Here is a 25,529-nt window from a genome sequence, read left to right on the forward strand (position 1 = left end):
GAAAAACGATTAGTTCGTTTTTCGTCATTGCGAGCGAAGCGCGATGACAATTTAAGATCGCCTACTTACCCAATAACTCTTCCAGTTTGTGATCCAATGCCTCCTGGCGCAGGTGGATTGCCAGAATTTTACCGGTGGCAGCCTCTACCAGATAATTCGCTGGTACACCTGCGACACCGTACATTTTGGCCACCGGACTTTCGTAGGCCAGCAAGTCGCCGGTATCGATCCAGGGAATCTGTTCTTCTGTAGAGGCGTCTTGCCAATCGTCACGGTCATCGTCCAGAGTAAAGGAGACAATCTCAAAGCCCTTGTCTTTGTAGTGCTCGTAGGCGGTTTTCATATGGGGGATTTCAGCGCGGCAGGGGCCACACCAGGAAGCCCAGAACTCCACCAGAACATACTTGTTCTTCCCCAGTACATCCGCCAGATGAAACTCATTGCCTGACAGGTCTTCCGCGGTAAAATCTTTGATAACCGAGCCGACACCTACCGCTTTCGCTGCTGCCCGCATCGCAATCAGGTTTTTTGCAAACTTCAGATTAAGCTGCGCCTGGCGATGATCACCCAGTGCCGCCGCCAGCTTCTCCGCAGCGGCCAGTTTGGCTTCTGCATTTTTAAAACGATAGCGGGTGTAGACGAGTGCCTTGACCACATCGTCATTACTCGACGCTATCTGCTGATCAAGAATAGTCTGTTTTAGTTGTCTTTCCTTATCGGATACAACCCTGAACTGCTCATGACCAAATTCAAGCTGACTTAGCTGGTCCTGTAGTTGTCGGTATTCCGCATTGTTCCGCCAAGAGTTAATCAATTTGTCATTGTAGTGGCCACCACTGAGGCTGTAATTACGCCTGTCTGAAACCACCAATTCAACATCCCCTGGCTCCATCACCAGCTCCAAACGAAACAACGGTGAGTCACTATCGGCAGGGAGAATATCAACTGTTGCCCAGTGAGCGTCGTTCACTGCGTGCTGGTAAGACCCCGAACCACCACTTAACGGCGCATCCAGCAGAAATTCCATATCGTTCTTTTTCAACATATTGCGATAAATCGCTACCCGGCTGCCCTCGGGGAAAGCCTCGCCACTTTTAACAGTGAAATTAAAAGTACCCTTATTGATGTCTGCCGGATCAACTTCTGCTGTATCAACTTTGCTGTCTGACCCACAGGCCACTGCCAGCAGTGACAAGATTGCCACAGCGGTTAGTCGTAAAAATTTCATTTTTCCCTCCTTCTTGAAGATAGCTTCAATCACAACGTATTAACCATAAACTTGTAACCACCTACTTCGGTGAAAAACAGTTTGTCTTGGTTACTGTCAAACCACTGGCGCCACTGTTGGGGCGTTTCAAACTGTTGCGTTGTGTAACGGGCCAAAACGCGCTGTGCCAGCTCTACTTGATCGCCCTGCTCCAATAACGCAATACTGCGATCCAGAATCGCGGGGTTATTGTTGGCAATACCCAGTTGTTGGGCGTCGGCATCAAAGGCGAATTGATAACCTTCGCTGGCGTACAGATAGCCCATATTGGCTTCGTAATAAGCCAGGTAGCGATTCCAGTCCTCGCCAAATTCCTGTTGCAGGGATTTGGGAATGGATTTCACAAACCGGCTGCGATCCAGCGCCTTTGGCTTGCCCAGCAACTTGACCATCATTTTGTCTTGCTCAGACCCTGTACCAGCCTGAACACGATCGTATTGCCCCTGCAGTACTGCATTGGCTTTATTGTGGTTTTCAAGCTGAACCGCCCAGCCCTGGTCTGACAGTTTGTAAGGGGCATCCATTGCCGCCAGGCGATGGGCCGACTTTTTGGCCACCAAGCGCTTGGCACCCTTGAAAGGCTTGATGTAGTGCACCGCATTGATAAAAGCCAGCTTGGCGGCTTCGGTCATATGCACAGGAGAAGAACGGAAACCCCACTGCAAAAAATTGCCATGGCGGGCAATCGCCACAGCGTTTACCGACTTGATGCAGGTACCGCCAGAAATGTATTCCGTATCCGGCGAGTCGCCAGTGCCCGGCACCGTAACCAGCCCCGGTGGCAACGACAGCCCTTGCGGATCATCTACTTCCATCCGCAGCATCGGAATTTTTTTGGGGAGATTGCGACCGGAGTAGTAGTTGAACACTCCCCCTGCATAAGGTGTTTCAACGTAGTCCAGAGGTACCTTATTGGGGCTGGAAAAAATCGGGTGGGACTCATCAAATTTAAACGCGGTTTTATCCAGGCAGTTACAGAGTGTTCCCATGGTCAAGGACAGGCTTGGCCCCATATTGGTTAAAGGGCCGGCAACAAAGATGGTTGCGTGATTAAAATCGTTCGGCAGCCAGCGCCAACCGGCGTGTGGCGAGGCATAACCATAACGCTCGCTGTCTGTCATATCCTTGCCATCCAGTTCCATGGGCAAGGCGTCAAAAACCGTAACATCGTAGTTGGCTGACATTTCCGGCTTGTAGGCTTCGCCATAAACCAGAGTGGCGTCAAAGTGCTGATTCAAAAACGCCATATACTCCGCCGCTTTGGTTTTGATCAGCTTGGCGTTGTCGGCACGATTACCACCATAAGAGTAGCCCTCGACGGTATCTGGATTTTGCCCCACGTAAAGCACGCGGATTGGTTCATCCAGCGATTGCGATACCGGAGCGCATGCCACCAGTAACGTCACTACCACCGCTGCGGCCAGTAACCATAACTTTTTCATATTTCCCTCCAAATCAATTGCATAAAAAACGGCCAATTCAGCCAAAAAAATTATTTCACTTCGATATCCAGAACAACCTTTTTCTTTTTCGGTGGCAAGCAGATATAGGGGTCGCAAGCCTGGTAATTGAAATTCACCGTAACCGGATAATTACCCGGCGCCATATCAGCACCGGCTTTTAATGTTTGCTGAAAGATCAATTCGTCGTGATATACCAGAATATTCGGGTCAGCACTGTAGGGCTCTGCCGATGGCAGCTGCCATTCACCGGCTTCTTCCATACCCTCAGGCAAAGTTACGCTGTACGTAGTGACTTTAAACACTTGCGTGGGATCGTAGGCATAGATATGCCAGTTGGGCATCACTGTGGTTTTAATAGCCACCTGGGCCGTATCGCCAGAAGCCATTGATGATTTTTCGAGAATGGCTGATACCGACACCGGGTTACGGGGTGTTAATTCTTCGACTGGAAGCGCTTTGATTCGGCTTTCAAAGTCGCCATCATCGGCGATAGCCAGTAAAGGCAGGGAAACAACAAATGGGAGAAACAGGAATTTACACATAACCGCCTCAGAAAAAAGGCCAGCCCAGGGTGGGCTGGCCTGTGATTACTTTAACCGGATAAGCATCTTAGATATCAAACTGCTTTGTCAGGTCAAGGTAAAGTACGCGACCACGGGGGTTTACCCGATTGGCAACGAAACCAGCGCTGTTTGAAACAAATGGGAACTCCTCATCCAACAGGTTCTGGGCACCCAGCGATACCCTCACACCACTCATCAGTCCAGAATCTGCCGGTGACGTATAGCCAAACTGCAGGTCAACCGTCATATACTGCTTGCTCGTGGTTGGAGTATCCACACTGCTGAAGAACGGGTTTCCAGACAGCATCGGGAACGTGGTATTTTCAACATCAGAAGGTGTTCTCGGGTTCACCACAGTAAAGGTCGAGCTGTAATTCATGGACGCAGTGACTGAGTAATTCTTATAAGACCAGCCAGTGGTAAAGTCGAACGCCCACTCACTGGGGCCAAACTGAGTGTCAGAAAGCACAGTAGGAGCCACCAAAGAACTCACCTGATTGCTTAGCTCAAGTGTGCGCACCGCATTGAGGTCGAACAGCCATTCACCATAATCCGTGGACAGCTGGTAGTTGGCGCCAATATCCACTGTTCGAGAAATTCGGCTGGCCAGGTTGAGCTGACGCGTGTCAAAGACAAATGCGTTATTCGTGCCGCGGAAAAACAGAGTGCCTTCCAAATCCTCGAAGTTATTTACTAATTGCAGGAGGTCAACAGTGCTACTCGGGGTGTCAATAAAGTTATCGTACTCGCTTTTACCGTAGGTAGCACTCAGAGACAATCCTTCTATTGCACCAGGGGTATAGTCAAAACCAAATGTAAAGGTATCGGCTTCCTGGGCGGTCAGGTCGCTGTTAGGGCCAGCCAATCCCACTACTTCAAAACCAGATGTAAAGCCAAGGGCAGTAAGGGCCGCAGAAATATCGGGATCGAACCGGAATGAGTTTGTAAGGCGACTATTTCGCTTGAAGCCAAACAATTGCGTCGCCTGGGGTGCCAGGAAAGATTCCCCCCAGGTAGAGCGAATTCTGAGGTCGTCATTTACCTCCCAGTTCAGGCTGACCTGTGGACTGGTGCTGCTAAAGGATGCCTCCTGCGATACAACCGGGCCGAAGCTGTCTTCGCGAATCCGGGTAAAGGGAGGCAACGCAATACCCAGTAAAGCAGCTTCATCCACACCTTCCACGTCGACTCCCTGAACTGAGCCGCCAATAAAATTGCCCATATCATCAAACATTGGCACAAAACGACCGGCTGCGCTCCTTGCCTGTGAAAGCCCATCGTAGTCGAAAGACTCATAACGAGCCGCCAGAGTTAAGGTTAACTCCTGCATCAGGGGCAAATCTTTGAACAGGGGCAAGGCCACTTCAGCGTAAGCCGAGGTAACTTCAGTTGCAGAACTCAGCGGTACTTCACCAAGACCATCAGGGACAAATTCCGGAAACTCTGCCTCGAAATCACGGGCATTGCTTACTTCGCCATCGCGATACTGAATACCAAAAGCAGCTTGTGCATCACCGGCGGGAAGTGAAAACAGCGTACCGGTTATATTGGCATCAAAGGTCAGCTGGTCGGAGTCAAACCGAGACTGCTCTGTTCTTAAAAAGCGCCGCAACAACGCGGTATTTGCGGCCACATCCGCATCTGAAGTGGCAAACGGGTTTACTTGATCAACAAAGGCCGTCAACCCTGCTGTGGAGCCAGGAATAGGATCAAAGCCAAAGTTATCGGTCTGACCGTCCTCTTTACTGTATGACAGGGACACATCAAAATCCCAACCATCTACAAAAGCCAGGTCACCAGAAAGGCCTATAGACGCATTGATATTGTCCTGCTCTGTGGACTCATCCAGTTGTATCTGTGAAAGCTCCTGGGCGTAATCGTAACCAACAGCAACAAGCTGACCGGGGTTGGGGTTATTTGGGTTTGTCTCGCTGAGGATTGTCAAGCCGCGAAGGCTAGCAGCAGTATTGAAATCTTCGTCAAAAACGCTTGCTATTGCAAGAAAGCCCAGATTGGATATCCGGGCATCCAGAACCCTGCCATCTTGCTGCTGGGTATAAGATGCATCAAAACTCAGAACCAGGCTATCGGAGAGTTCTTGTTCGCCACTGATGCGCAATGCACTGGTTTCTATCTCTGGCCCCAACACACGTGGCTCAAACCGTGAATAGGTAAACGGGCTTGGGCCTGAAATCTGAACAGACGCATCAGCTTCAAAGCCAGCAGGAAACCCTGGAAACGCTTCATACACAGGCCTTGGGTCGTTTCCACCTGCCAGACCGACAAGGCGAGTATTGATACCACCCAGATCACGGAAGTCACCCTGGCCCTGGGGGCCGGCACTGCGAATCAGGTCATTAAAATCAGAGGGTTTGGTTTTTGAAAAATCGGCACTGAGTGAGGCAAAACCACTGTCCCAGTTGATGGTGTAGCCTGCGGTCAAGCGGTTTACATCACCACCGGTACTGGACTGTTCGGTGCGCGCCTGCAATACGACGCCCTCGTAATCCTTGCGAAGAATAACGTTAATAACACCGGCCACTGCATCCGCGCCGTAAACAGCCGATGCACCATCCGTTAAAATATCAATACGCTCTATCTGAGAAAGCGGAATGGAGGATATATCGGTAAATGATCCAGAGCCGTTACCTGAAATGGCGCGACGGCGACCATTCACCAATATCAGAGTGGAACGGGTACCCAGCCCCCTTAAATTTGGCGCAGACGCACCCAGCGATGAGCTTATGCGCGCACCGGAGCCAAACTCGCCCTGTTCAAGTTCAACACTCGCGGTGGTTTGGGTTGATAAGTTTTGCGGCAGGCGACGAAGCACATCGTCCAGTGAGGTGTAACCGCCTTTTTCCAGCTTGTCGCGACCGAGGCTAATCACCGGAGAAGCCGGTTTGTGGCCTTTCAAACGAGTACCGGTAATAACAATTTCTTCTTCAGGCTCTTCATCGGCATCATCGCCTTGTGCTTCTTCTTCGCTGGTAATCAATACCACATTGTCTGCGGTAAATTTATGGGTTAAACCGGAGCCCTGAAGCATCATCCCCAATGCCTGCTCAACGGTGTATTCCCCTTCCAGGCCTCGCAGGTTCACTGAGGAACCCACTTCTTCAGAAATCAGCACCTGAATGCCTGCGGATTGGCCCAACTGAAAAAGCGCCGCAGACGCTTGCTGGCCATCGATATCGAATTTGATCTTTTCATCGTCTGCAAAAGACGTTGAAGCAGATACCAGCAAAGCCGCACCGGCAACTGCCATGGAAAGTTTGCGCCTTGATGGCATACATTTGATAGTTGGCATTTCCCACCCTCTTAATAGGTATATATTTTACTTGCTGCAGCCAGGGAATTATCCGTGGCTGGCCTATTAACGGCTCACAAAAAAAATTCCCGGAGTTTTTTTGAAATTAATAAGAATGGCTTAGAGGTACCCAGAATGACAAGGTAAACGTTGTCACCAAATGAGTGGCAGAGAGGCTCAAAAAACGTCATCTCCGCGAAAGCGGAGATCCATTGTGAATATGGCACTAAAGCCAGAAAATACGGTGGTCTATGGATGCCCGCCTTCGCGGGCATGACGGTAGAAGAATATCCCGGACAGCAGTGCGCTTTCGCGGGTATGACGATTTAGGAGGTTATCCCAGGCAGCAGTGCCGCTTGCGCAGGAAAAACAGCGGCAAACTGCTATTTTTCAGAGATAACAACGCGATCAAAGTGATGAGTTACCTTGATGGGCAACAATTGTTCCAAACCATTTAATGTCGCTGAAAGCTCCGTCACGCTAACCAGCGCCGTTACGTTTACGTCCATTACGGCTTTATCTTCTATCAGGATTTTTTTCGCCGCGTAGCGATTCAGTTCTTTCACCACATCCGACATGGGTTCTTTATCAAACTGAATCCAGCCCTTGCGCCAATCGCTGTAGCGCGTCATGGATTCAGGCTGAACTACATCTAGGTGCTTACTGTCCGTGGAATAACTGGCCAGCCAACCGGCTCTTAGCAAGCCTTTGCGAGGGGCGGCTATGCCTTGTTTAAGGTTGCTGAGGTCAACAGCGACATCATCTACCGGTTCCATAGGGTCGTGCAATGCAACCAAACCCTCTACCACCGCTACCTGATAAGCGTCAGGAGTTTTGAAAATATTAAATGATGTGCCGAGCACAGTGACTTGCTTTTGCCCCAACTCAACCACGAAAGGCCGCACTGGATCTTCAGACACATCGAAAAACGCCTCGCCACGTTCCAGAATTACTCTGCGCTGGTTGTCAGACATTTCAATCAGTAATTGCGTGGCGGTATTCAGGGACACCTGTGAACCATCCTCCAATGTAATGGTTCGCTGCTCACCGACACCGGACACATAACGTTTGATATCGGTGTATTCCTGAACCTCTGCGGGTTGCATAAAAAACCAGGTGGTTGCCAGCGCCAACATCATACTGGCCGCGACAGCCAGCCAACGAAAATTCTTTTTGGGAGGCGCAAGAATGGTAGACAGCTGACCTTTTTCCTCAAGGGAGCTGACCAGGGCGATTTCTTCCAATGCGCCCAGATAGGCGTGCCGAAATTCTGGCTCTGCTTTTGAGCGCTGCTGAATCATGGCCACTTCACCTTCGGACAATTCGCCCGAGTAAAGGCGCATCAGCGCGTAGCCCACATCTTCCTGCAAAATTTTCTCTTCCATAAGAGTCATGACTGTTTCCCCTTTGGGTAATTCCTGCGCTTTGCGCTTCTCAAACTGTTCATGGCCTGAGCGATATAATGCTCAACCTGTTTTACGGTTACGTTCATTTGCCGGGCAATTTCCCGATACCCCAAGTTGCGAAAACGGCTGAGTAAAAATGCTTTTTGCCAGCTGGGTTTCATGGCCAGAATCACTCGCCTCACCTGCTCCAGCTCCCGCTGATCCGCAATGATTTTTTCAAGCCCCGCTCCCCCGCTGTGCTCTTCCTGTTCCAGCTGGGCGGCTTGCTGGTAGTTTTGCCGCACTGACAATTTTCTGGCGCGATCCACAACCATGTTGTTTGCCATGGTCAGCAACAGGGCAATATTGCTTCCCGACGAGGCATCCATTTTCTGTTCCAGGTTATCCAGCGTGAGTAAGCGGGCAAACATATCCTGGACGATGTCTTCAACGTCGGCATCGGGCACCAGGCGACCGCGCAAGAATGTGCGCACCCCGGCGCCGTGTTTATCAAACAGGCGCTGCACGAGCTCATTGCGCTCGCAACGGCGAGCTGACGAGATATCAACAACTTTTTTATGGGTGTGTTTCACGCTTACTCTTATAGCACATCAGTAGCTAACCACCCGATTAACGGCCCAGCATGAAAAAACCCCGAATTTTTTCATCGTGTCATTCAACTCAAAAAGATCGTCATCCCCGCGCAGGCGGGGATCCATATTGACAGTGGCACTAACGCCTTGAAGTACGGTGGTGTCTGGATTATACGCTTCGCTCGCCCTGTGGGCGCTCAATGCAAGCATTAGTCCCGCCTGCGCGGGAATGACGAGAGTGGGGCTTTACCGGACACTGTGGAGCGCAGCGAAGGGTAACGTAGCGCTATGCGTCAAGCGTACTCATCAATATGCGGTGTACCATCATTCTGATTGTCTTCGCCGGGCGGTGGTTTGGGCTTTTTGTGTTGCGGTGGCGGTTCGCGACGGCGACGGTCGCCGTCTTTAATCACCGGTTTGGATGGGCGAATGCCCGGTGCGGTGGGTATGGAAATACGATCTATCATGGGGCCTCCTAACCATCAGGCACGTTACCCCTGTGTCCACTCCCCCATTCGGGAGCGTAAACGGGTCAGCGCCTGGCTGTGGATCTGGCACACCCGGGACTCGCTCACTCCGAGGACTTCGCCGATTTCTCTTAAATTCAATTCTTCATCGTAGTACAGGGACATCACCAGCTTTTCCCGCTCAGGGAGTTGGCCAATGGCATCCGCCAGTGATTCTTTAAAACCGGTGTTTTGCAACTGTTGCAGTGGCGATGATTCATCCACCGCCACATCAGTACCCAGGGGCTGATCGTCAAAACCGGTAACCCGGCAAGCGGCGGTATCGCGCAGCATGCTGTGGTATTCATCGATGCCAATGCCCATATGGCTGGCCACTTCGGTATCGCTGGCACTGCGGCCATGTTGGCCTTCCACTTCGCGGGTAGCGGTGGCCAACTGGCGCGCCTTGCGCTGTACCGAACGGGGCGTCCAGTCGGAACGGCGCAGCTCGTCGAGCATGGCGCCGCGAATGCGAATGCTGGCGTAAGTTTGGAAACTCGCACCCTGGGAGGCGGCGTAATTTTTTGACGCTTCCAGCAGGCCCATCATGCCCACCTGAATAAGGTCGTTAACATCCACTTCCGCAGGCATGCGCGCCATCAAGTGATGGGCGATGCGCCGCACCAGAGGCAGGTGTTGCTGCAACAGCGCTTCTTGCTGTTGTTTGCAGTGGTCGGTGTAGGCAGCCGCTCCACTCATCCGAAGCCCTCAGTGTTGCCGCCGCCATAGTCGCCCGCGTATAAAAGGCGCTCCACAAAGAACTCCAACTTGCCACTGGCTGCATCGGGCATGGGCCAATTGTTGACCTGTTCGGCCACCCGATGGAACGCCCGGCTGGCTTTACTGCGGGGCGCGGATTCCACTACGGCCACCTGACGCTGCACGGATTTGCGCAGCTGTTCATCAAAGGGCACTGCCCCCAAGTAGAGCAAGCTGACATCCAGAAAGCGTTCTGCCACCCGGCTGATTTTCGAGAACAACTGCTCGCCTTGTACCTTGTCTTTGACCATATTGGCGAGAATATGGAAACGCTCTACCCCATGGTCGCGGCTCAACACTTTGATCAGGGCGTAGGCGTCGGTAATAGAGGTGGGCTCGTCGCACACCACCACCAGCACTTCCTGGGCAGCCTTACTGAAACTCACCACGCTGTCACTGATGCCGGCAGCGGTATCCACCAACAACACATCCACTGGCAAGGCCAGCTCGCTAAAGGCGCGAATCAGACCCACGTGTTCGGCGTTGCTGAGTTCTGCCATGCGGCTAACCCCGGAGGCGGCAGGCACAATTTTGATGCCTCTGGGGCCATCGATAATGATTTCTTCCAGAGTGCGTTCACCAGAGATCACATGGCGCAAATCGTAATTGGCGTGCAGGCCCAGCAGCACATCCACATTGGCCAACCCCAGGTCAGCATCCATCAGCATCACCTGGTTGCCCAGCTCCGCAAAACAGGCCGCCAGGTTGACGGAAACGTTGGTTTTACCCACGCCACCCTTGGCACCGGTGACAGCGATTACCTTAACTGGCCCCTGGCGCGTCATCGTGCGCAGGCCACTGGCTTGGTCCCTTTTTTCAGGGGATGAGTCTTCCGGGTGTTGATTATCATGCGACTCCAGCATTAACTGCCTGGCCTCCCACCGGGTTGTTGTGATTGTTATAACTTGGATCGAACGGCTGCTGCCACTCGCTGGCCTCCATATCGTAGGATTCCATCAACTGTTGAGCATCTTTCACCATTCCACTGGCACGAGCAAGTTGAATATCTTCCGGTACCCGCTGGCCATTGCCCACGTAGGCCGCCGGCAGGCGATGGCGCACCAGGGCAGACAGAATCGGCCCCAGGCTGGCAGTTTCGTCCACTTTGGTGACGATGGCGCCGGCCAGATTGGAAACGCCAAACTTGCGCACCACTTCATCGAGAATGGGCAGCTGCGAGGTGGCTGACAGGGTGAGGTAAATCTGCATATCCGGCGCCGCCCCCTGCAGGGTTTTGAACTGCTGCATCAGCTCCATATCCCGCTGGCCCATGCCGGCAGTATCGATCATCACCAGACGACGGTCGGCAAATTCAGCGATGGCCTCGCTGAGCTCTTCGCGGCTGGTGGCCAAACGCACCGGCACACCAAGAATGCGGCCAAAGGTGTAAATTTGCTCCTGGCCACCGATGCGATAGCAGTCGGTGGTAATCAGTGCCACCTGCTGGCGACCGTGTTTTAACGCAAAGCGAGCCGCCAGCTTCGCTACCGAGGTGGTCTTGCCCACTCCGGTCGGGCCAACCAGTGCCACACAACCACCGTTGTTGATTATCTGGTTGCCGCTTTCCTGAAGGCGCGCGCTGAGGCGTTTCATGGACGCGGCCCAGCAATTTTCCATACCGCTATCAAGAGGTGCCTTGTCCGCCAGTTGCATGCTCAACTCGCGACCCAAACCGAGGCCCATCAGGCGGCCCAGTAATGCGGTGCGCACTGCAGACATATCCGTTGTGGCATTTTTTTTGCCCTTGGCAGCCAAGTTAGCCGGTGCTGACTCAGGCGCTGGTGCTGTCGCTGGCTTTTGTTGCGACGGGGCAATGCCCTTTTCCACCATATCCCGCAGCTGGGTGAGCTCGCGACGCATCTCGTTGTAGCTGTCTTCCTTTGGCTGCGCCTGCGCCGCAGGTTCAGGCCGCGGCAACACATCCGCTAAAGAGCCGTCGTTGAGGCGCGCCTGCAGCAGTTTTTCGTCGTAGTCAGTAGCGGCCACCACTTCCACACCGCCACTAACCCGCTGGCTGGAGAGAATAACTGCATCACCGCCCATCACCTCACGCACTTCGCGCATGGCCTGGCGGCTGTCTCTGGCTTTGAAACGCTGAATTTTCATATGAGCACTCCTAAAAATGCACTATTTCCGCGAGAGCTGCGTTGGCAACACTCTTGTTTTATGGGGAAGCGCCCCCTCATATATGTTTTATACACTGCGGGCCTGCGCGCGCCGCCGCCTTGCTCTCGCAAAAATATTGAATTTTTAGAAGCACTCATTTCCTTCTCACCATTTTCTTTTTGTTCAGGGCCTAACCCGCCAACGCCATGGATTCCCGGCCCACGGAAGCGGTCACCTTCACCCGCTTATTGGCGGGAATTTCATCGTAGGCCAGTACATGCAGGCTGGGAGCGTTGCCCCGCAGCAGCCGCGACAACCATAAGCGCAGAGGTGATGACACCAACAACACCGGCTCCTGCCCCGCCGCTTCCTGACGACGGGAGTTGGCGTTTATCTGCCGCATCATGGATTCCGCCAGCCCTGGCTCGATGCCGCCACCGCCGTTTTGCAGGCTGTTTTGCAGCATTTGCTCAAGTTCTGGATCGAAGGTCATTACCTGCAATTCGGTTTCCATGCCAGCAATGCCCTGGAAGATAGTACGCCCAAGAGCCACTCGTACACTGGCGGTCAATGGGTCAGCTTCCTGGGTGCGCGGCGCGTGTTCGGCTAACGCCTCGGCGATAGAGCGAACATCGCGGATGGGAATACTTTCGTGCAGCAGGTTCTGCATCACTTTCAGCACCACGCCCAGAGACAGGGTTTTCGGCACCAGGTTTTCCACCAGTTTTGGCGAGCTCTTGGCGAGTACATCCAGCAGCTGTTGCACCTCGTCGTGGCCCAGCAGGTCGCAGGCGTTGTCTTTCAGCAACTGGCTCAGGTGAGTGGCCACCACGGTGCTACAATCCACCACCGTGTAGCCCATGGTTTGGGCTTCGTCCCGCTGGGAGGGCTCAATCCATACCGCCTGCAGGCCAAACGCCGGGTCTTCGCCGGGAATACCATTGAGCTCGCCAAACACCTGACCGGGATTGATGGCCAGCTCCTTGCCGGGGTATACCTCCGATTCCCCTACCGGCACATCCTGCAGGGTGATGCGATAGGCGCTGGGGCTCAGATCCAGGTTGTCGCGAATGTGCACCGGCTGCACCAGAAAGCCCAGTTCCTGGGAGAGTTTTTTGCGCACGCCTTTAATGCGGGAAAGCAGTTCACCACCCTGGGTTTTGTCCACCAATGAAATCAATCGGTAGCCCACTTCCAGGCCAATCATGTCTACTGGCTGAACGTCGTCCCAGCTCAGCTCACGTACTTCCTGAGGCTGTTCTTCCGGGCGCGGCTGTTGGCTTTCGTCCACCAGCTCCACTTTCTTGCGCTGGCTGAGCCAGTAAGCCAGGCCCGCCAAACCCGCACCAATGGTGAGGAATACCAAGTTGGGCATGCCCGGCACCAAGCCGAGAATCAGCACCACACCGGCACTCACCGCCAGCGCCCTGGGGTTGCCGAACAGCTGGGACATCATCTGCTGGCCCATGTCCTGACTGGAAGACACCCGGGTAACAATAATGGCCGCGGCAGTAGACAGCAGCAGGGAAGGAATCTGCGCTACCAGGCCGTCACCGATGGTCAGCAGTACGTAGTTGTGGCCCGCCTGCTCAAAGCTGAGGTTGTGCTGAGCCACACCCACCGAGAGGCCGCCGACAATGTTGATCAGCAGAATTAGAATGCCCGCCACCGCGTCGCCGCGCACAAACTTGCTGGCACCGTCCATGGCCCCGTAAAAGTCCGCCTCTTGAGAGACTTCTTCCCGACGCAGGCGGGCTTCGTCAGAATTGATAATGCCGGCGTTAAGGTCGGCGTCGATGGCCATTTGTTTGCCGGGCATGGCGTCCAGAGTAAAGCGGGCATTGACTTCCGAAATACGCCCGGCACCTTTGGTGACCACCACGAAGTTGATGATCACCAGAATGGCAAACACCACAAAACCGACGGCATAGTTACCGCCAATCACAAATTCACCGAAGGCCTCGATCACCTCGCCCGCCGCACCGGTACCGGTGTGGCCGTTCATCAGCACCACTCGTGTGGAAGCCACATTAAGGCCAAGGCGCAGCAGCGTAGCCACCAGCAAAACCGTGGGGAAAACCGCAAATTCCAGCGGCCGCTTGGTGTAAATAGATGCCAGCAGGACGATCAGTGACAGGGCAATATTGAAGGTAAACAGCAAGTCCAGCAGCGGTGCTGGCAACGGCAACACCATCATGGACAGCATCACCATCAGCAGAACCGGCGTGCCGAGGCCGAGCACACTAAAGCGCCCGCTGCCCAAATTGCCCAACAATTCCTTCATTCGCTACCCACTGCCCAATGATAGTTTTTTGGCGCTTTTACGCCCTGTAGGTAGGTTGAGCAATTATTGGGCCAAAAATTGAATCCCCAATCTCACAGACAAATACCAACAAATGACACTTGTTGACATTTTGAGCTATAGTCCTTGTCAGGAGGATCAGTGATATGAGCTACACCGTTGGGCGACATTTCGATCAGTTTATCCGCGAACAGGTGCGAGCCGGGCGCTATAACAATGGCAGTGAAGTGGTTCGCGAAGGCTTGAGGTTGGTAGAAGAACGAGAAGCGCGCCTTGCCGCGTTGCGCCAACATCTGGCAGATTCCATCGAACGAGGCGGCAGCCACACAGACGACGAATTGGACGCATTGCTGCAACAAGATATTCAATCATAAAACTGGCTAGGTACTACCAGGGAATCAGGGATGTACAAACTGCGTTATTTGAACCAGGCAAGGGACGATTTGCTGCACATCAAAAGCTATCTCACCAGGCAAAGCGGCTCGTCTGCAGTAGCACTAAAATTTACCTCCAAACTCCGACAGCAGTGTCGCAAACTTGCCAGCTACTCCGGCCAAGTAGGCCATCCACGCCCTGAGCTGGGCAAAGATATCCGCAGCTTTGCCTATGGCAACTACCTTATTTTCTTTATGTATAAGGAACAGGAACTACGGGTGATTTCAATCACTGAAGGCCATCGCGACTTGCTTAACTTGTTTCGTTAACTTTATTCGACGGGTTTGCTCCACTCCCCTTCAGGCACCGGTAAATCCGTGGGCATTTCCGGCGCTTGGCCATCCACCATATTGTTGAGTTGATACACATAGGCCAGTACCTGGGCCACCGCCAGGTAAAGATCAGCGGGGATTTCCTGATTGAGTTCAGTGGTAGCGTAGAGGGCACGGGCCAGGGGTGGGGCGGAAAACAGCGTGATATGGTTGCTTTCCGCCACCTGGCGAATGCGCGCCGCCAGGTGGTCGCAGCCCTTGGCCACCACAATTGGTGCGCCGTTGCCGGTGTCATCGTATTTCAACGCTACGGCGAAGTGGGTGGGGTTGGTAATCACAACGTCGGCCTTGGGCACTTCTTCCATCATGCGCCGCTGGGACATTTCTCTCTGCAATTGCCGTACCCGACCTTTCACTTCTGGCCGGCCTTCGCTTTCCTTGAGTTCGTCCTTCACTTCCTGCTTGGTCATTTTCAGCTGTTTGTTGTGCTGAAACAGCTGGAAGGGCACGTCGATGGCAGCAATCAAAATCAACGCCGCACTGATGGCCACAAACGCCCAGCCACAAAGTTGAGCGGCGTGAGCCAGCGAGGCCGACAGTTCCTCCACCCCCAACGCCAGCAGGCTGTCGAGCATGCTCCACAGCAGCGCAGCAGCTACACCCGCCACCACCAGAAATTTGGCGACGGCCTTGAGCAGTTCCACCAGGCTTTTCATGGAAAACATCCGCTTTAAGCCTTTAAGCGGGTTGATTTTTTCGAGTTTGAACGCCACGGCTTTCATACTGAAGGCGAAGCCACCCACAAACAGAGGCCCGGCAAAGGCGGCGGCGATCAACAGCACAAACAACGGTGTCATTAGCCACAGAGCAGTCATAAAACTGTCGGCAAAGGTGGCCGCCATCATCGCCGGTTCGCGAATCTGTTTAGGTTCCAGAGTGAGGCTATCGCTGACCAGCAGTGACAGTTTGGTAAACATGGTGTCGCCGAGAAACAGCAGGCCAACGGCCCCTGCCAGCAGGGACAGCATGGTATTGAGCTCGCGGGAACGGGCTACCTGGCCCTTTTTACGTGCCTCCCGGAGCCGTTTGGGGGTCGGTTGTTCGGTTTTTTCCTGGCCGCTTTCGTGCTCAGACATGGAAAACCTCTTTGGGGTTTGAAGTTAGACGTTTGACGTTCGACGAGCAGCGTTCGGTGGCACATACCAACATCGCTGCGTTTTCGTCAAACATCAAACGTCGAACGTCCAACACGTCAAGGCGCATTCGCCGCCTCCATCGCCAGCATATCCTGAACATTGGCAAACGCATCGGCAAACAGGCTAACCAACTGTGGCAACAGCGCGGGCAAGCTGAACAGCAACAGCACAAAACCTGCCAGCAAGGTAACAGGAAAGCCCACCGCAAAAATATTCAGTTGTGGCGCAGCGCGGGTCATTACTCCGAACGCCAGGTTCACCAGCAGCAGCGACACCATCACCGGCACCGCTATCAGCACACTGCCTACAAACATAAAACTGCCCCAAGACACCACCTGCCAGATATAGTCCGACGACAGTGCCGCACCACCTACCGGCAACAGATTGAAGCTCTGCACCAGGGTTTCAATCATCACCAGGTGGCCATCCAACGCCAGGAAAACTAGGGTGGTAACCACCATAAAAAACTGACTAAGTACCGGTACCTGCACGCCGTTTTGCGGATCTACTGCCGAGGCGAACCCCAAGCCCATACTCATGGCAATATTCTGCCCCGCCATCACCACCGCACCGAACACCATCTGCAAAATAAAACCCATGGAGGCACCAATGAGCACTTGCTGAACAGAAATCAGAATGCCCTCAGGCGATAGTGGGTCAACGGGGGGAGCAGGAGGTAAATAGGGGTAAAGCATCCAGGCAATAACCAGAGTCGCAAATACACGAATGCGCACAGGAATGGTTCGCGACCCCAGCACTGGTGTCGCCAGCATCATGGCACTGAGGCGGATAAAGGGCCAAAACAGGCTGCCTACCCAAGTGAAAATTTGTGTGCTGGTTAGTTCCATGGCGAAGCCATGGTGTGAGACGGAAGATGTGAGACGGGAGACGAAAAAGCGCAGTTCATTGCACTTGTCATCCTGAGTGCAACGAAGGATCTCGCACTTCGTAACAAGGTAAGAGATTCTTCGCTACGCTCAGAATGACGATGGTGCGGGTTTGCGTCTTTCATCTCCCGTCTCCCATCTCTCAGCCGATAAGGCCCGGTATATCCATAAACAGGTTTTCCGTAAACGACACCCAGACTTCCAGCATCCAGGGGCCGGCAACGGCAAGAGCCACGGCCAGGGCAATCAGTTTGGGAATAAAGCTCAGGGTCATTTCCTGAATTTGGGTAGCGGCCTGGAGAATACCGATAAGCAACCCGATACCCAGTGCAGACAACAACAGCGGTGCCGAAATCATCACCGTCAGGTAGAGGGCGTTGCGGGCCAGATCCATTACCGATTCAGGGGTCATAGAAAAAACTCATGTATAAAAACTCGATGCCAGTGTGCCAATAATCAACGACCAGCCATCCACCAGCACAAACAGCATGATTTTGAACGGCAGGGAAATCAGGATGGGCGACAGCATCATCATACCCATGGACATCAGCACGCTGGCCACCACCAAATCGATAATCAGAAAGGGAATAAAAATCATAAAACCAATCTGAAAAGCGGTTTTCAGTTCGCTGGTCACAAAGGCGGGCAGCAGCACACTGAAGGGGGCGTCTTCCGGTTTTTCCAACGCTTCTATGCCTGCCATTTCTGCAAACATGGAAAGGTCGTTCTCGCGGGTTTGGTTGAGCATAAATTCCCGCAGCGGCACGCTGGCAGCCTGCATGGCTTCGGTAAATGGCATCTGCTCTTCCATGTAGGGCTTGAGGCCCGCATCGTAGGCGCGCTCAAACACCGGCGACATGATAAAAATACTGGTGAACAGTGCCAGCCCTACCAAAATCTGGTTAGACGGCGTAGTGGTGGTGCCCAGTGCCTGGCGCAAAATAGACAGCACCACAATAATGCGGGTGAAGGAAGTCATGGTGATCAGCGCGGTGGGCAACAGGCTGAGCACCGTCATAATCAGCAGAATCTGGATGGGCGTGCTGTAGGTTTCGCCACCCTCTCCGTCCGGCTTCACGGTAAGCAGCTCCAGCCCCTGCTCCGCCGAGGCAAACCCTGCGCTGGTAAACAGGGGCAATATCAGCAGCGTGAGAATAGTCAGGCTGCGCAATATCAAAGCGCGATTCACGACTTTTCTCCCTTGCCCAGGTGGCTGAGAATGGCGCCAAAATTCAGCCCGGATGCATTCCCTTCTTCCACCTCTACCACTGGTTCATCAAACACATGCAGCGTCGCCACCCGCCCGGTAGACACCCCCAGCAACATTTGCGTGGTGCCCACTTGCACCAGCACCGCGCGTTCGCGAGCGCCCAGACTCATAGCTCCCAACACTTGCATATGGTTGCCACTGCGGCCGGGCAGGCGATTAAAACGTTTCACCAACCAAGCCAGCGCCGCAAACGCCACCAGTACCACCAACAGGCTGGCCACCAGTTGCATTACGTAGCTGCTGTTGGGGGATGTATTGTTTGTGGCAAGAGGGCTGGAGCGTTCGATTTTTGCTGGTTTTGCTTGTTCAACGATTGTTTGTTGTGCGGATTGAGGGTCGTCTGTCTCAGCTTGTGCCAAAACAGTATTTGTAGCCAACAGCAGGCAAAGGGTAAGAGCTGTAATCAGTTTTGTAATTCCCGTCATTGCGAGGAGCCGCAGGCGACGCGGCAATCTCCTGAAATCGGAGTACATGGCAGGAGATCGCCGCAGTCGCTGCGCTCCTTCGCGATGACGATTTACGATTGGAGTCGGTACAAAACAAACCACAGTTATTGCATCGACTGAAAACGGCTAGCCGGGGACACCACGTCGGTCAGCCGCACGCCAAACTTGTCGTTGACCACAACCACTTCGCCACGGGCAACCAGCGTGCCGTTGATCAACACATCCAGTGGTTCTCCCACCAGGCGATCCAGTTCCACCACAGATCCGGGGTTGTACTGCATCAGGTCGCTGACCGGCACCTGAGTGCGGCCAATCTCGACAGTGACCTTAACCGGAATGTCCAGAATGGCCGCCAGGTTGACGTCGCCTCCCGTCCCCGCAGAGGGCTCCGAAGACAGATTGGAAACATCTTCTGGCTGATAGGCTTGAGCCTCATCCGCTGGCTGCTGTCCGGCATCGGCGCTGGCGGCGGATTCCGGTTTGGCTTCCGCTTGCTTATTGTCGTTACCTTCCTGAGCCAGTACGTCTGGATTGCCATCCACTTTATCGTTCATGGTTTTCCCAATGGTCAGATCAATTTTTTTGCAGAATAAAGTCGGTCAAATACACTTCTTCTACGCCACCGCCTTCGCCGGCGCGGATAATTTCCTGCACTTTGTCCTTGATGGACATACGCAGAGTTTCCTGCCCTTCAGTCGTGGAAAGTTGCTCGTAACTGTGGGCACGCAACAGCGACAATACTTCGTGGAGAATGGCGGCTTTGTTGTGATTGACTTTGTCCACCTGCATTTGGTCATAGGACATGACCGAGGCTTTCATACGCACGAAGCCGTAGTCCTGCAGGTTGGAAATAAACTCTTGGCCCAGGTCGTAGTAGATTGGCTCCGGCAGTGCCTCGGCAGGTTGTTCTTCAGTAGCGCCTTCTTCCGCCGACTGCTCAGCGGCCACTTCTTCACCCTCGGCCGCTGGCTCAGACTGGGGCAACATAAACCAGGCAGCACCGGCACCCAGCGCCAATGCCGCCACCGCAACAATAATAATTAACATCATATTGCCGCCGCTTTTTTTCTCTTCCGCGCCAGCGGGGGCTTCACCCAAGTCCAGGTCGGGGTTTGCATCTGCCATTCAGGTACTCCTCAACAAAAAATATCCTCGCCCGACAGCGAGGGGGATTGAACGCCCGGTTACTATTCTGTTGCACAGCAATAGTTATGCCAGACAATTTTTTTCTTTTGTTTCAATAGATTAGAAAGTCGACACTATTAACTGTCGAAGTTTTGACGGGCTGTAGTTGTTACAAAAAAGCCCTGCCGACAGAAAATCGGCAGGGTTAGGTTAACGCGGAGTTGGGTGTGATTCTGGGGATTAGGTCGTACTTTTTGAAAGGCTACGAGCAGCGGGCTTCGGGCTACGAGCAGATCGAGGGAAGCACTGCATTCTGAGTGCAAAAAAACCTCCTCACTTGCGGTAAGTGAGGAGGCTCTTAGATTCGTTCAAAATAATAGATTGGCACAAGCTGCTCGTAGCACGCAGCTCGCAGCCCGCCGCTGTTTTTATAACCCCAACGTCAATGCATTCGGCCTGCGAGAATCAGACGCCCCCAGGAAGTAACCATCCTTCACCATAATGGATTGAGTACTGCCCATGGTGCGGGTCATTTCCACGTTGTGGCCTTTATCCAGCAGCAGTTGCATGGTGTCGCGGTTAAAGCCCGGCTCCACTTCCAGCAGGTCTGGTATCCACTGGTGGTGAACCCGACGTTCATAGGTGGCCTCGGCGATGTTCATATCGTGGTCCACCACATTAACGATCATCTGGATCACCGAATTAATAATGCGGCTGCCGCCGGGGCTGCCCACCGCCATAAAGGGTTTGCCGTCTTTCAGAACCAGGGTGGGCGATTGCGAGCTCACCGGGCGCTTGTGGGTTTGCAGGCGATTGGCGTGACTGGCGGAAAAGCCTTCCGCTCCGGGAATACCGGCGCGCACGGAAAAGGTGGAAATCTGGTTGTTCATCAGAATCCCGGTGCCAGCAATGGTGTGGCCAGTGCCGTAGGAGTTGGCCAGGGTGTAGGTGTTGGATACCGCGTTGCCCTGATTATCGACAATGGAATAATGGGTGGTGTCTGGACTCTCTGTGGGCAGCTGATCACCCTTGAGTTCAGACGACGGCGTAGCCCGCTCCATATCAATGCCTTTCGCCAATTTGTTGGCGCGAGCTTTATCCGTTAACCAGGCCACCGGCACATCGTAAAAGTCTGGGTCTGCCATATGCAGGCCGCGATCCGCAAAAGTGCGCTTCATGGCCTCTACCATCACGTGAACGGCTTTGGCGGAGATGCCCCACTCATTGACAGGAAAACTCTCCATAATATTGAGCGCTTCCACAATGGCGACACCGCCGGAACTGGGTGGCGGCATGGAAACAATATCGTAACCGCGGTAGCTGCCAGTGATTGGCTTGCGCCACTTCACTTCGTAAGCGGCCAAGTCCTGCATATCGATATGGCCGCCGTGGCGTTCCATATCGGCGACAATTTTTTTGGCAATAGCGCCTTTATAAAAAGCGTCGGGACCATGTTTGGCGATTTGTTTGAGCGACCAGGCCAGGTCTTTCTGCACCAGAATTTCGCCGGGCTGGTAGGGCAAACCACCCTTTTTGTAATAGGCCTTTGCGGTGGCGTCATTTTTCAGCAACCAGCCACTTTTTACCGACAGCAGCTGTGCCAGGTCGTAGTTCACCGGAAAGCCTTTCTCCGCCAATTCAATAGCGGGGGCCAGTAGTTGTTTCCAGCTCAACTTGCCACTGCCATAGCGTTCCCAAGCCGCGTGCATACCAGCCACGGTGCCCGGTACACCCATGGCGTGCCAGTATTTTGCCGATTCCACATCCTTGCTGCCATCCTCGTGGAGGAAGTGCTGGGCAGTGACACCACTGGGAGCCATTTCCCGATAATCCAGCGCGGCGGATCCACCTTTTTCCGTAGAGTGCAGCACCATAAAGCCGCCGCCGCCCAGGTTACCCGCCCGTGGCAAGGTCACCGCCAGAGCAAAACCCACTGCAACGGAAGCATCTATGGCATTGCCGCCGGCCTTGAGAATATCCAGGCCCACCTGAGTGGCCTCGGCGTTCTGGCTGGACACCATACCGCGACGCCCCACCACCGGGTGGAATACGTCTTCGTAGCGAACAATACCCACGTTGCCCATATTGTATGGGCCGTGGCTAACTTCGCCGGCGGGAACGGAAGAGCCTGCCGATACCGGCAAGGCAATGGGCAGGGACAACAGCAGTGCCCTGAACAATGGAAACAACATAATCTATACCCTCAAATTATTGTGGGCATAGCAAATCATATGGTGATAGGTATTTCCAGTGTTATGGCAGGTAACTACCTCGGTTTTGGTAAACCCCGGATGGATGTATCTATGTGCGATCATTCTGAGCGCAGCGACATAACCTCCCAAGTCGTCATTGCGAGGAGATTTTCTTATAAGAGAAAGGCGACGCGGCAATCTAGTGGCACTAAATTCAAAGAGTCGTCATCCCCGCGCAGGCGGGGATCCATTGTGAATACGGCACTAAAGCCAGAAGGTACGGCGGTCTATGGATGCCCGCCTTCGCGGGCATGACGGTAAGGCAATTCATTTGCAGGCTAGATATAGGTATCCACCAAACCATTTACCGTGCGCGTAACGGTTGTTTCAGTAACATCTTCTGGGCCCATATCGGCTACGGAAAACTCACCACCACGGCTGTGTTCACCAGACTCTTTCCCTCCTGCCATGGTTTGCTGTTGAGAAACATTGGCATCCGCCAGCTGCAGGCCATTTTCACCAAACATTTCACGTAACCTGGGCAGTGCCGCTTCCAGCGCTTCGCGAGTGGTGGCATTTTGAGCAAAGAAGGTGACGTTGGTACGTTCACCGTCATTGTTCAACCTGACTTCGATAGAACCCAACTCCGGCGGATTGAGACGAATCTCAGCACGCTGGTTGCCCCGCTCCACCATCACCTGCAGACGACTGCCTACTTCCTGCGCCCAACCGGGTTCACCAAGGGGAGTATTGAGTGAGACAACCGGCCGCGCTGCGTTGGCTTCTGTAGAGCCCAACGTCTGTGCCCCGGACACCAGCGAAGCCACCGATGCCGTTAACGACGAATTACCACCACCGGCAGACTGGGCGGTGCTCTCAGCCGCAGAACCCAAAATTGCAGAAAAACGCCCGGCATCCGCCAGTGCTTTCTCTGGCTGCAAGGTATTGGCTGGCAACTCAAGGCCAACTTTTGCGGGCAGCTCCTGCTGAGACGCCAAAGCTGCGCGGTTCAGACCCGGCTCTACCGCCTGGGGTAGCGGTTTTGACACGGCCTGACGAGCCATGTCCGATGCAACCGGCGGCAAAGGATCGCCGCTTTGCGGCAAATTGGTTCCCACAGCAGGCACACTGGCGCTGGTCAGCAATATCTGCTGCTCAGCACCTTCACCCGCAACAGGTAAGGCATCTGTCGAAACCTGCGGCTGGGTACTGGAAACCACCACTTCCTCCCCGGCCTGCAGCCGTTCCGCCAGCTGCTGCAACACCGCCTGCTGATATTCGCCAGCCACCACACCGGGTTCTCCATCCTCAGCCAAGCCAGTTGCCAGTGGCAGCACAGCCTCTGGCATCGCATCGCCACGGAACTGCGCAATATCACGCAATTCCTGGGCTGTATGGGTTTTCGATGGTGTCGCCTGTGGTTTTTCAGCAGCGGTATTTTGTGGTGTTTGCTTGCTTGCCGGGGGCTGGCTTTGATCCAGCTGCTTCAAATGTTTGGCAAAGGATTCACCGCCCTCTGACGGCAGGCTTTCAGAAGCGGGGCTTACGCCACTACCCGCGCCACTGCCCGTGGCTTTGCCTGCGGTTGGCACAGCGTTAATTTGGGGTGCATTCATACAATCACTCCACAGTCATAAAACATTGGCCGCCGGCTCTATTGCCGCCTGCCACCATTCCATTGGTGTTTTGCAAAACCCGGGCCAATCTCTTCGTAAAGAAAAAATTGCAGCTACTCATAGACATAACTCATAGCTGTATAACGTCTCGGAATTGCAATGACACTGCCATCTGGATAGAGTGATTTGTCGCCTTGCCACATGACCCCCTGGATGATTGTTTCGGCAGGCACCCAGTGCAGTTAGGGGTATCAATAAGGCAACTCTATATGGGTTTCGATAAAGACTTTGTTTTTTCTGCTGTCAGCGATGACGTCGACGGCATCAACCTGCCCCCGGCGATCGCCGCCCGCTGGCCTGCTTACGCCAAGTGGTACACCAGCGGCGTCGACAATCGTGAGCGGCCCACTACAGAAGTCTGCCGCGCCCAGCTCGCCACCCATATGCCAGAGCTGATACCCAGCTACGATCACCTGATCAATCGCCTTGCACCACATCTCAATGATGCCCATCTGTTGCCACAACTGCTTTCCCTGTATAACTCACCGGCCTTTGTAGCCGGCTGTTCCCAAGCCGCCTGGCTGCGCCCCCAGGGCAACGCATTGGTACGTAATTACGACTTTCCGTTAAAACTCTGGGACGCCATGCTGCTGCACAGCAACTGGAATGGCACCCGGGTGATCGCCATGACCGACTGTCTGTGGGGAGTTCTCGACGGCATTAACGAACATGGCCTCACCGCATCACTGAGTTTTGGCGGCAAATTGCAGGTGGGAGACGGCTTTGCGGTGACTCTGGCGCTGCGCTACATCCTTGAGTTCTGTCGCACCGTGGCGGAAGCCTGCGCGGTACTGCAGCGCATACCAGTGTCAATGGCCTACAACATCGTACTGATGGATGCCCAGGGTGATCATCGCACCGTATTTATTGGCCCCGACCAGGCGGCAGAGATTACCCATGTACCCACCACCACCAACCACCAGCCCAACAGTGGTCTGGAAACAGCGCTGGAAATTTTGTCCGACAGCCGGGTACGGGATCGCTTCCTGCAAAGCCGCGTCAACGACCAACACCAATCTCTGGAACACCTCAAACAACTGTTTTTAAGCCCGCCACTGTACCGCAGCAATAAAGACGCCAAAGGCTGGGGCACCATCTACACCAGCTGCTACCAACCGGCATTGGGCAGCGTGACCTTGCTGTGGCCCAACCAGCAGATGGAACAGTCGTTTGCGCATTTTCAGGATATGCAGATTCAGGTAACGCCGACGGAAAGGCGGGTGAATGTTGAGGATCAGGTTTAGGGGGCAATTACCTAAAAGCATATTCGCTAGCGAATTGCAGGGCGAATCGCTTATTTTGATTCATTTGAGACCAAACGGCTTGCGCCGGCAAGTATTTCAATATACTCAGTATTCGACTGGCTTGATGTAATATGTATATCGCCTTTTTTTTCTAGTTCGATCAGGCGTTTAAGAAGGCTTATAGCTTCATTTATGTCAGCATTGCTGTTCTTTCTTTTGTCGGGCTTAGGAATACCATGCTTGATGTTGTCGTATATTTCCTTGCGATGTACCGAGACCTCCTTTGGAGCATCAACACCAAAGCTAACCTGATTGCCATTGGTCTCTCGTACGGTGATAACCACGTTATCTCCAATCATCAATCTTTCACCAACATACCTTGTAAGTTCTAACATTGATAGTTCTCTCATTTTGATTTAGTAATCTTGCTAAAGATGGATTGTATTGGCTTAGATATCAAATTCTTAGCAAATATTTTTTTCATCGTCAGAAATTGGCCACAAGGAAAACGAATACTGCACCAGTAAAATCG

The 25,529-nt window shown here is 53.6% G+C and carries 24 protein-coding genes; 3 read left to right on the forward strand and 21 right to left on the reverse strand.

Annotation, left to right across the window (positions count from 1 at the left end):
- Positions 1-61: 61 nt before the first annotated feature.
- The 11 genes from QSV34_RS06300 to flhA all read right to left on the reverse strand — a co-directional run bounded on the left by QSV34_RS06300 (position 62) and on the right by flhA (position 14,236).
- Positions 62-1,228 (reverse strand): TlpA family protein disulfide reductase, encoded by a 1,167-nt coding sequence (locus QSV34_RS06300; protein WP_289152959.1) that lies wholly within the window; start codon positions 1,226-1,228, stop codon positions 62-64.
- A gap of 29 nt (positions 1,229-1,257) precedes the next feature.
- Positions 1,258-2,709, reverse strand: coding sequence for a hypothetical protein (locus tag QSV34_RS06305; RefSeq protein WP_289152961.1), 1,452 nt, complete (start codon positions 2,707-2,709; stop codon positions 1,258-1,260).
- A 50-nt stretch (positions 2,710-2,759) separates the two neighbouring features.
- Positions 2,760-3,272 (reverse strand): protein-disulfide reductase DsbD domain-containing protein, encoded by a 513-nt coding sequence (locus tag QSV34_RS06310; protein ID WP_289152962.1) that lies wholly within the window; start codon positions 3,270-3,272, stop codon positions 2,760-2,762.
- A gap of 67 nt (positions 3,273-3,339) precedes the next feature.
- Positions 3,340-6,603 carry a TonB-dependent receptor gene (locus QSV34_RS06315; RefSeq protein ID WP_289152964.1) on the reverse strand — a complete coding sequence of 1,088 codons (3,264 nt, stop codon included), beginning with the start codon at positions 6,601-6,603 and terminating at the stop codon, positions 3,340-3,342.
- Between the two features lie 383 nt (positions 6,604-6,986).
- On the reverse strand, positions 6,987-7,997 hold the full coding sequence (locus QSV34_RS06320; RefSeq protein ID WP_289152966.1) for a FecR family protein: 1,011 nt from the start codon (positions 7,995-7,997) through the stop codon (positions 6,987-6,989).
- Entirely contained in the window at positions 7,994-8,581 is a 588-nt protein-coding gene (locus tag QSV34_RS06325; protein ID WP_289152968.1) for a sigma-70 family RNA polymerase sigma factor, read from the reverse strand. The genes QSV34_RS06320 and QSV34_RS06325 overlap by 4 nt, the downstream gene beginning before the upstream one ends.
- Positions 8,582-8,874: 293 nt before the next feature.
- Positions 8,875-9,048: a hypothetical protein gene (locus QSV34_RS06330; RefSeq protein ID WP_289152970.1), complete on the reverse strand. Its 174-nt coding sequence runs from the start codon at positions 9,046-9,048 to the stop codon at positions 8,875-8,877.
- 24 nt (positions 9,049-9,072) lie between these two features.
- Positions 9,073-9,786: an RNA polymerase sigma factor FliA gene (locus QSV34_RS06335; protein ID WP_289152973.1), complete on the reverse strand. Its 714-nt coding sequence runs from the start codon at positions 9,784-9,786 to the stop codon at positions 9,073-9,075.
- Positions 9,783-10,631: a MinD/ParA family protein gene (locus QSV34_RS06340; protein WP_289153147.1), complete on the reverse strand. Its 849-nt coding sequence runs from the start codon at positions 10,629-10,631 to the stop codon at positions 9,783-9,785. Before QSV34_RS06340 ends, QSV34_RS06335 begins: the two co-directional genes overlap by 4 nt.
- Before the next feature lie 61 nt (positions 10,632-10,692).
- Complete coding sequence (gene flhF, locus QSV34_RS06345; protein ID WP_289152974.1) at positions 10,693-11,952, reverse strand: flagellar biosynthesis GTPase FlhF; 1,260 nt, start codon at positions 11,950-11,952, stop codon at positions 10,693-10,695.
- Positions 11,953-12,142: 190 nt separating this feature from the next.
- Complete coding sequence (gene flhA, locus QSV34_RS06350; RefSeq protein ID WP_289152976.1) at positions 12,143-14,236, reverse strand: flagellar biosynthesis protein FlhA; 2,094 nt, start codon at positions 14,234-14,236, stop codon at positions 12,143-12,145.
- 164 nt (positions 14,237-14,400) lie between these two features.
- Here flhA and QSV34_RS06355 point away from each other — a divergent pair, with 164 nt between their 5' ends.
- Together QSV34_RS06355 and QSV34_RS06360 are read left to right on the forward strand one after the other, a co-directional pair.
- Positions 14,401-14,628, forward strand: a complete 228-nt coding sequence (locus QSV34_RS06355; protein ID WP_289152978.1) for a type II toxin-antitoxin system ParD family antitoxin — start codon at positions 14,401-14,403, stop codon at positions 14,626-14,628.
- Between the two features lie 30 nt (positions 14,629-14,658).
- Positions 14,659-14,958 (forward strand): type II toxin-antitoxin system RelE/ParE family toxin, encoded by a 300-nt coding sequence (locus QSV34_RS06360; RefSeq protein WP_289152980.1) that lies wholly within the window; start codon positions 14,659-14,661, stop codon positions 14,956-14,958.
- Between the two features lie 2 nt (positions 14,959-14,960).
- Here the strand turns inward: QSV34_RS06360 and flhB are convergent, their stop codons facing one another.
- From flhB to QSV34_RS06405, 9 genes are all read right to left on the reverse strand, one after another.
- Entirely contained in the window at positions 14,961-16,097 is a 1,137-nt protein-coding gene (gene flhB / locus QSV34_RS06365; protein WP_289152982.1) for a flagellar biosynthesis protein FlhB, read from the reverse strand.
- Between the two features lie 116 nt (positions 16,098-16,213).
- Positions 16,214-17,005, reverse strand: a complete 792-nt coding sequence (gene fliR / locus QSV34_RS06370) for a flagellar biosynthetic protein FliR (protein WP_289152984.1) — start codon at positions 17,003-17,005, stop codon at positions 16,214-16,216.
- A gap of 181 nt (positions 17,006-17,186) precedes the next feature.
- Positions 17,187-17,456: a flagellar biosynthesis protein FliQ gene (gene fliQ / locus QSV34_RS06375; RefSeq protein ID WP_289152986.1), complete on the reverse strand. Its 270-nt coding sequence runs from the start codon at positions 17,454-17,456 to the stop codon at positions 17,187-17,189.
- 9 nt (positions 17,457-17,465) lie between these two features.
- Positions 17,466-18,200 (reverse strand): flagellar type III secretion system pore protein FliP, encoded by a 735-nt coding sequence (fliP, locus tag QSV34_RS06380; protein ID WP_502928996.1) that lies wholly within the window; start codon positions 18,198-18,200, stop codon positions 17,466-17,468.
- Between the two features lie 29 nt (positions 18,201-18,229).
- Positions 18,230-18,739 carry a flagellar biosynthetic protein FliO gene (gene fliO / locus QSV34_RS06385; RefSeq protein ID WP_289152988.1) on the reverse strand — a complete coding sequence of 170 codons (510 nt, stop codon included), beginning with the start codon at positions 18,737-18,739 and terminating at the stop codon, positions 18,230-18,232.
- A 125-nt stretch (positions 18,740-18,864) separates the two neighbouring features.
- Positions 18,865-19,314 carry a flagellar motor switch protein FliN gene (gene fliN, locus QSV34_RS06390; protein ID WP_289152990.1) on the reverse strand — a complete coding sequence of 150 codons (450 nt, stop codon included), beginning with the start codon at positions 19,312-19,314 and terminating at the stop codon, positions 18,865-18,867.
- Positions 19,315-19,333: 19 nt separating this feature from the next.
- A complete protein-coding gene (locus QSV34_RS06395; protein WP_289152992.1) occupies positions 19,334-19,885 on the reverse strand; it encodes a flagellar basal body-associated FliL family protein in 552 nt (183 codons plus the stop codon).
- Positions 19,886-20,313: 428 nt separating this feature from the next.
- Positions 20,314-22,077: a gamma-glutamyltransferase gene (ggt, locus tag QSV34_RS06400; RefSeq protein ID WP_289152994.1), complete on the reverse strand. Its 1,764-nt coding sequence runs from the start codon at positions 22,075-22,077 to the stop codon at positions 20,314-20,316.
- Between the two features lie 338 nt (positions 22,078-22,415).
- A complete protein-coding gene (locus tag QSV34_RS06405; RefSeq protein ID WP_289152996.1) occupies positions 22,416-23,693 on the reverse strand; it encodes a flagellar hook-length control protein FliK in 1,278 nt (425 codons plus the stop codon).
- 269 nt (positions 23,694-23,962) lie between these two features.
- Here QSV34_RS06405 and QSV34_RS06410 point away from each other — a divergent pair, with 269 nt between their 5' ends.
- Positions 23,963-24,997, forward strand: coding sequence for a C45 family autoproteolytic acyltransferase/hydrolase (locus tag QSV34_RS06410; RefSeq protein ID WP_289152998.1), 1,035 nt, complete (start codon positions 23,963-23,965; stop codon positions 24,995-24,997).
- Between the two features lie 50 nt (positions 24,998-25,047).
- Here QSV34_RS06410 and csrA read toward each other — a convergent pair whose 3' ends face one another.
- Positions 25,048-25,392 (reverse strand): carbon storage regulator CsrA, encoded by a 345-nt coding sequence (csrA, locus tag QSV34_RS15235; RefSeq protein WP_502928993.1) that lies wholly within the window; start codon positions 25,390-25,392, stop codon positions 25,048-25,050.
- Between the last annotated feature and the right edge of the window lie 137 nt (positions 25,393-25,529).

It is taken from the genome of Porticoccus sp. W117 (genome assembly GCF_030341905.1).
Lineage (GTDB): Bacteria > Pseudomonadota > Gammaproteobacteria > Pseudomonadales > Porticoccaceae > SCSIO-12696.

What these genes read in the sequence shown, in the direction of transcription:
- QSV34_RS06300 (WP_289152959.1), bottom strand. Translation starts at nt 1,228, where the DNA reads ATGAAATTTTTACGACTAACCGCTGTGGCAATCTTGTCACTGCTGGCA.
- QSV34_RS06305 (WP_289152961.1), bottom strand. Translation starts at nt 2,709, where the DNA reads ATGAAAAAGTTATGGTTACTGGCCGCAGCGGTGGTAGTGACGTTACTG.
- QSV34_RS06310 (WP_289152962.1), bottom strand. Translation starts at nt 3,272, where the DNA reads ATGTGTAAATTCCTGTTTCTCCCATTTGTTGTTTCCCTGCCTTTACTG.
- QSV34_RS06315 (WP_289152964.1), bottom strand. Translation starts at nt 6,603, where the DNA reads ATGCCAACTATCAAATGTATGCCATCAAGGCGCAAACTTTCCATGGCA.
- QSV34_RS06320 (WP_289152966.1), bottom strand. Translation starts at nt 7,997, where the DNA reads ATGACTCTTATGGAAGAGAAAATTTTGCAGGAAGATGTGGGCTACGCG.
- QSV34_RS06330 (WP_289152970.1), bottom strand. Translation starts at nt 9,048, where the DNA reads ATGATAGATCGTATTTCCATACCCACCGCACCGGGCATTCGCCCATCC.
- QSV34_RS06335 (WP_289152973.1), bottom strand. Translation starts at nt 9,786, where the DNA reads ATGAGTGGAGCGGCTGCCTACACCGACCACTGCAAACAACAGCAAGAA.
- QSV34_RS06340 (WP_289153147.1), bottom strand. Translation starts at nt 10,631, where the DNA reads ATGACGCGCCAGGGGCCAGTTAAGGTAATCGCTGTCACCGGTGCCAAG.
- flhF (WP_289152974.1), bottom strand. Translation starts at nt 11,952, where the DNA reads ATGAAAATTCAGCGTTTCAAAGCCAGAGACAGCCGCCAGGCCATGCGC.
- flhA (WP_289152976.1), bottom strand. Translation starts at nt 14,236, where the DNA reads ATGAAGGAATTGTTGGGCAATTTGGGCAGCGGGCGCTTTAGTGTGCTC.
- QSV34_RS06355 (WP_289152978.1), top strand. Translation starts at nt 14,401, where the DNA reads ATGAGCTACACCGTTGGGCGACATTTCGATCAGTTTATCCGCGAACAG.
- QSV34_RS06360 (WP_289152980.1), top strand. Translation starts at nt 14,659, where the DNA reads ATGTACAAACTGCGTTATTTGAACCAGGCAAGGGACGATTTGCTGCAC.
- flhB (WP_289152982.1), bottom strand. Translation starts at nt 16,097, where the DNA reads ATGTCTGAGCACGAAAGCGGCCAGGAAAAAACCGAACAACCGACCCCC.
- fliR (WP_289152984.1), bottom strand. Translation starts at nt 17,005, where the DNA reads ATGGAACTAACCAGCACACAAATTTTCACTTGGGTAGGCAGCCTGTTT.
- fliQ (WP_289152986.1), bottom strand. Translation starts at nt 17,456, where the DNA reads ATGACCCCTGAATCGGTAATGGATCTGGCCCGCAACGCCCTCTACCTG.
- fliO (WP_289152988.1), bottom strand. Translation starts at nt 18,739, where the DNA reads ATGACGGGAATTACAAAACTGATTACAGCTCTTACCCTTTGCCTGCTG.
- fliN (WP_289152990.1), bottom strand. Translation starts at nt 19,314, where the DNA reads ATGAACGATAAAGTGGATGGCAATCCAGACGTACTGGCTCAGGAAGGT.
- QSV34_RS06395 (WP_289152992.1), bottom strand. Translation starts at nt 19,885, where the DNA reads ATGGCAGATGCAAACCCCGACCTGGACTTGGGTGAAGCCCCCGCTGGC.
- ggt (WP_289152994.1), bottom strand. Translation starts at nt 22,077, where the DNA reads ATGTTGTTTCCATTGTTCAGGGCACTGCTGTTGTCCCTGCCCATTGCC.
- QSV34_RS06405 (WP_289152996.1), bottom strand. Translation starts at nt 23,693, where the DNA reads ATGAATGCACCCCAAATTAACGCTGTGCCAACCGCAGGCAAAGCCACG.
- QSV34_RS06410 (WP_289152998.1), top strand. Translation starts at nt 23,963, where the DNA reads ATGGGTTTCGATAAAGACTTTGTTTTTTCTGCTGTCAGCGATGACGTC.
- csrA (WP_502928993.1), bottom strand. Translation starts at nt 25,392, where the DNA reads ATGTTAGAACTTACAAGGTATGTTGGTGAAAGATTGATGATTGGAGAT.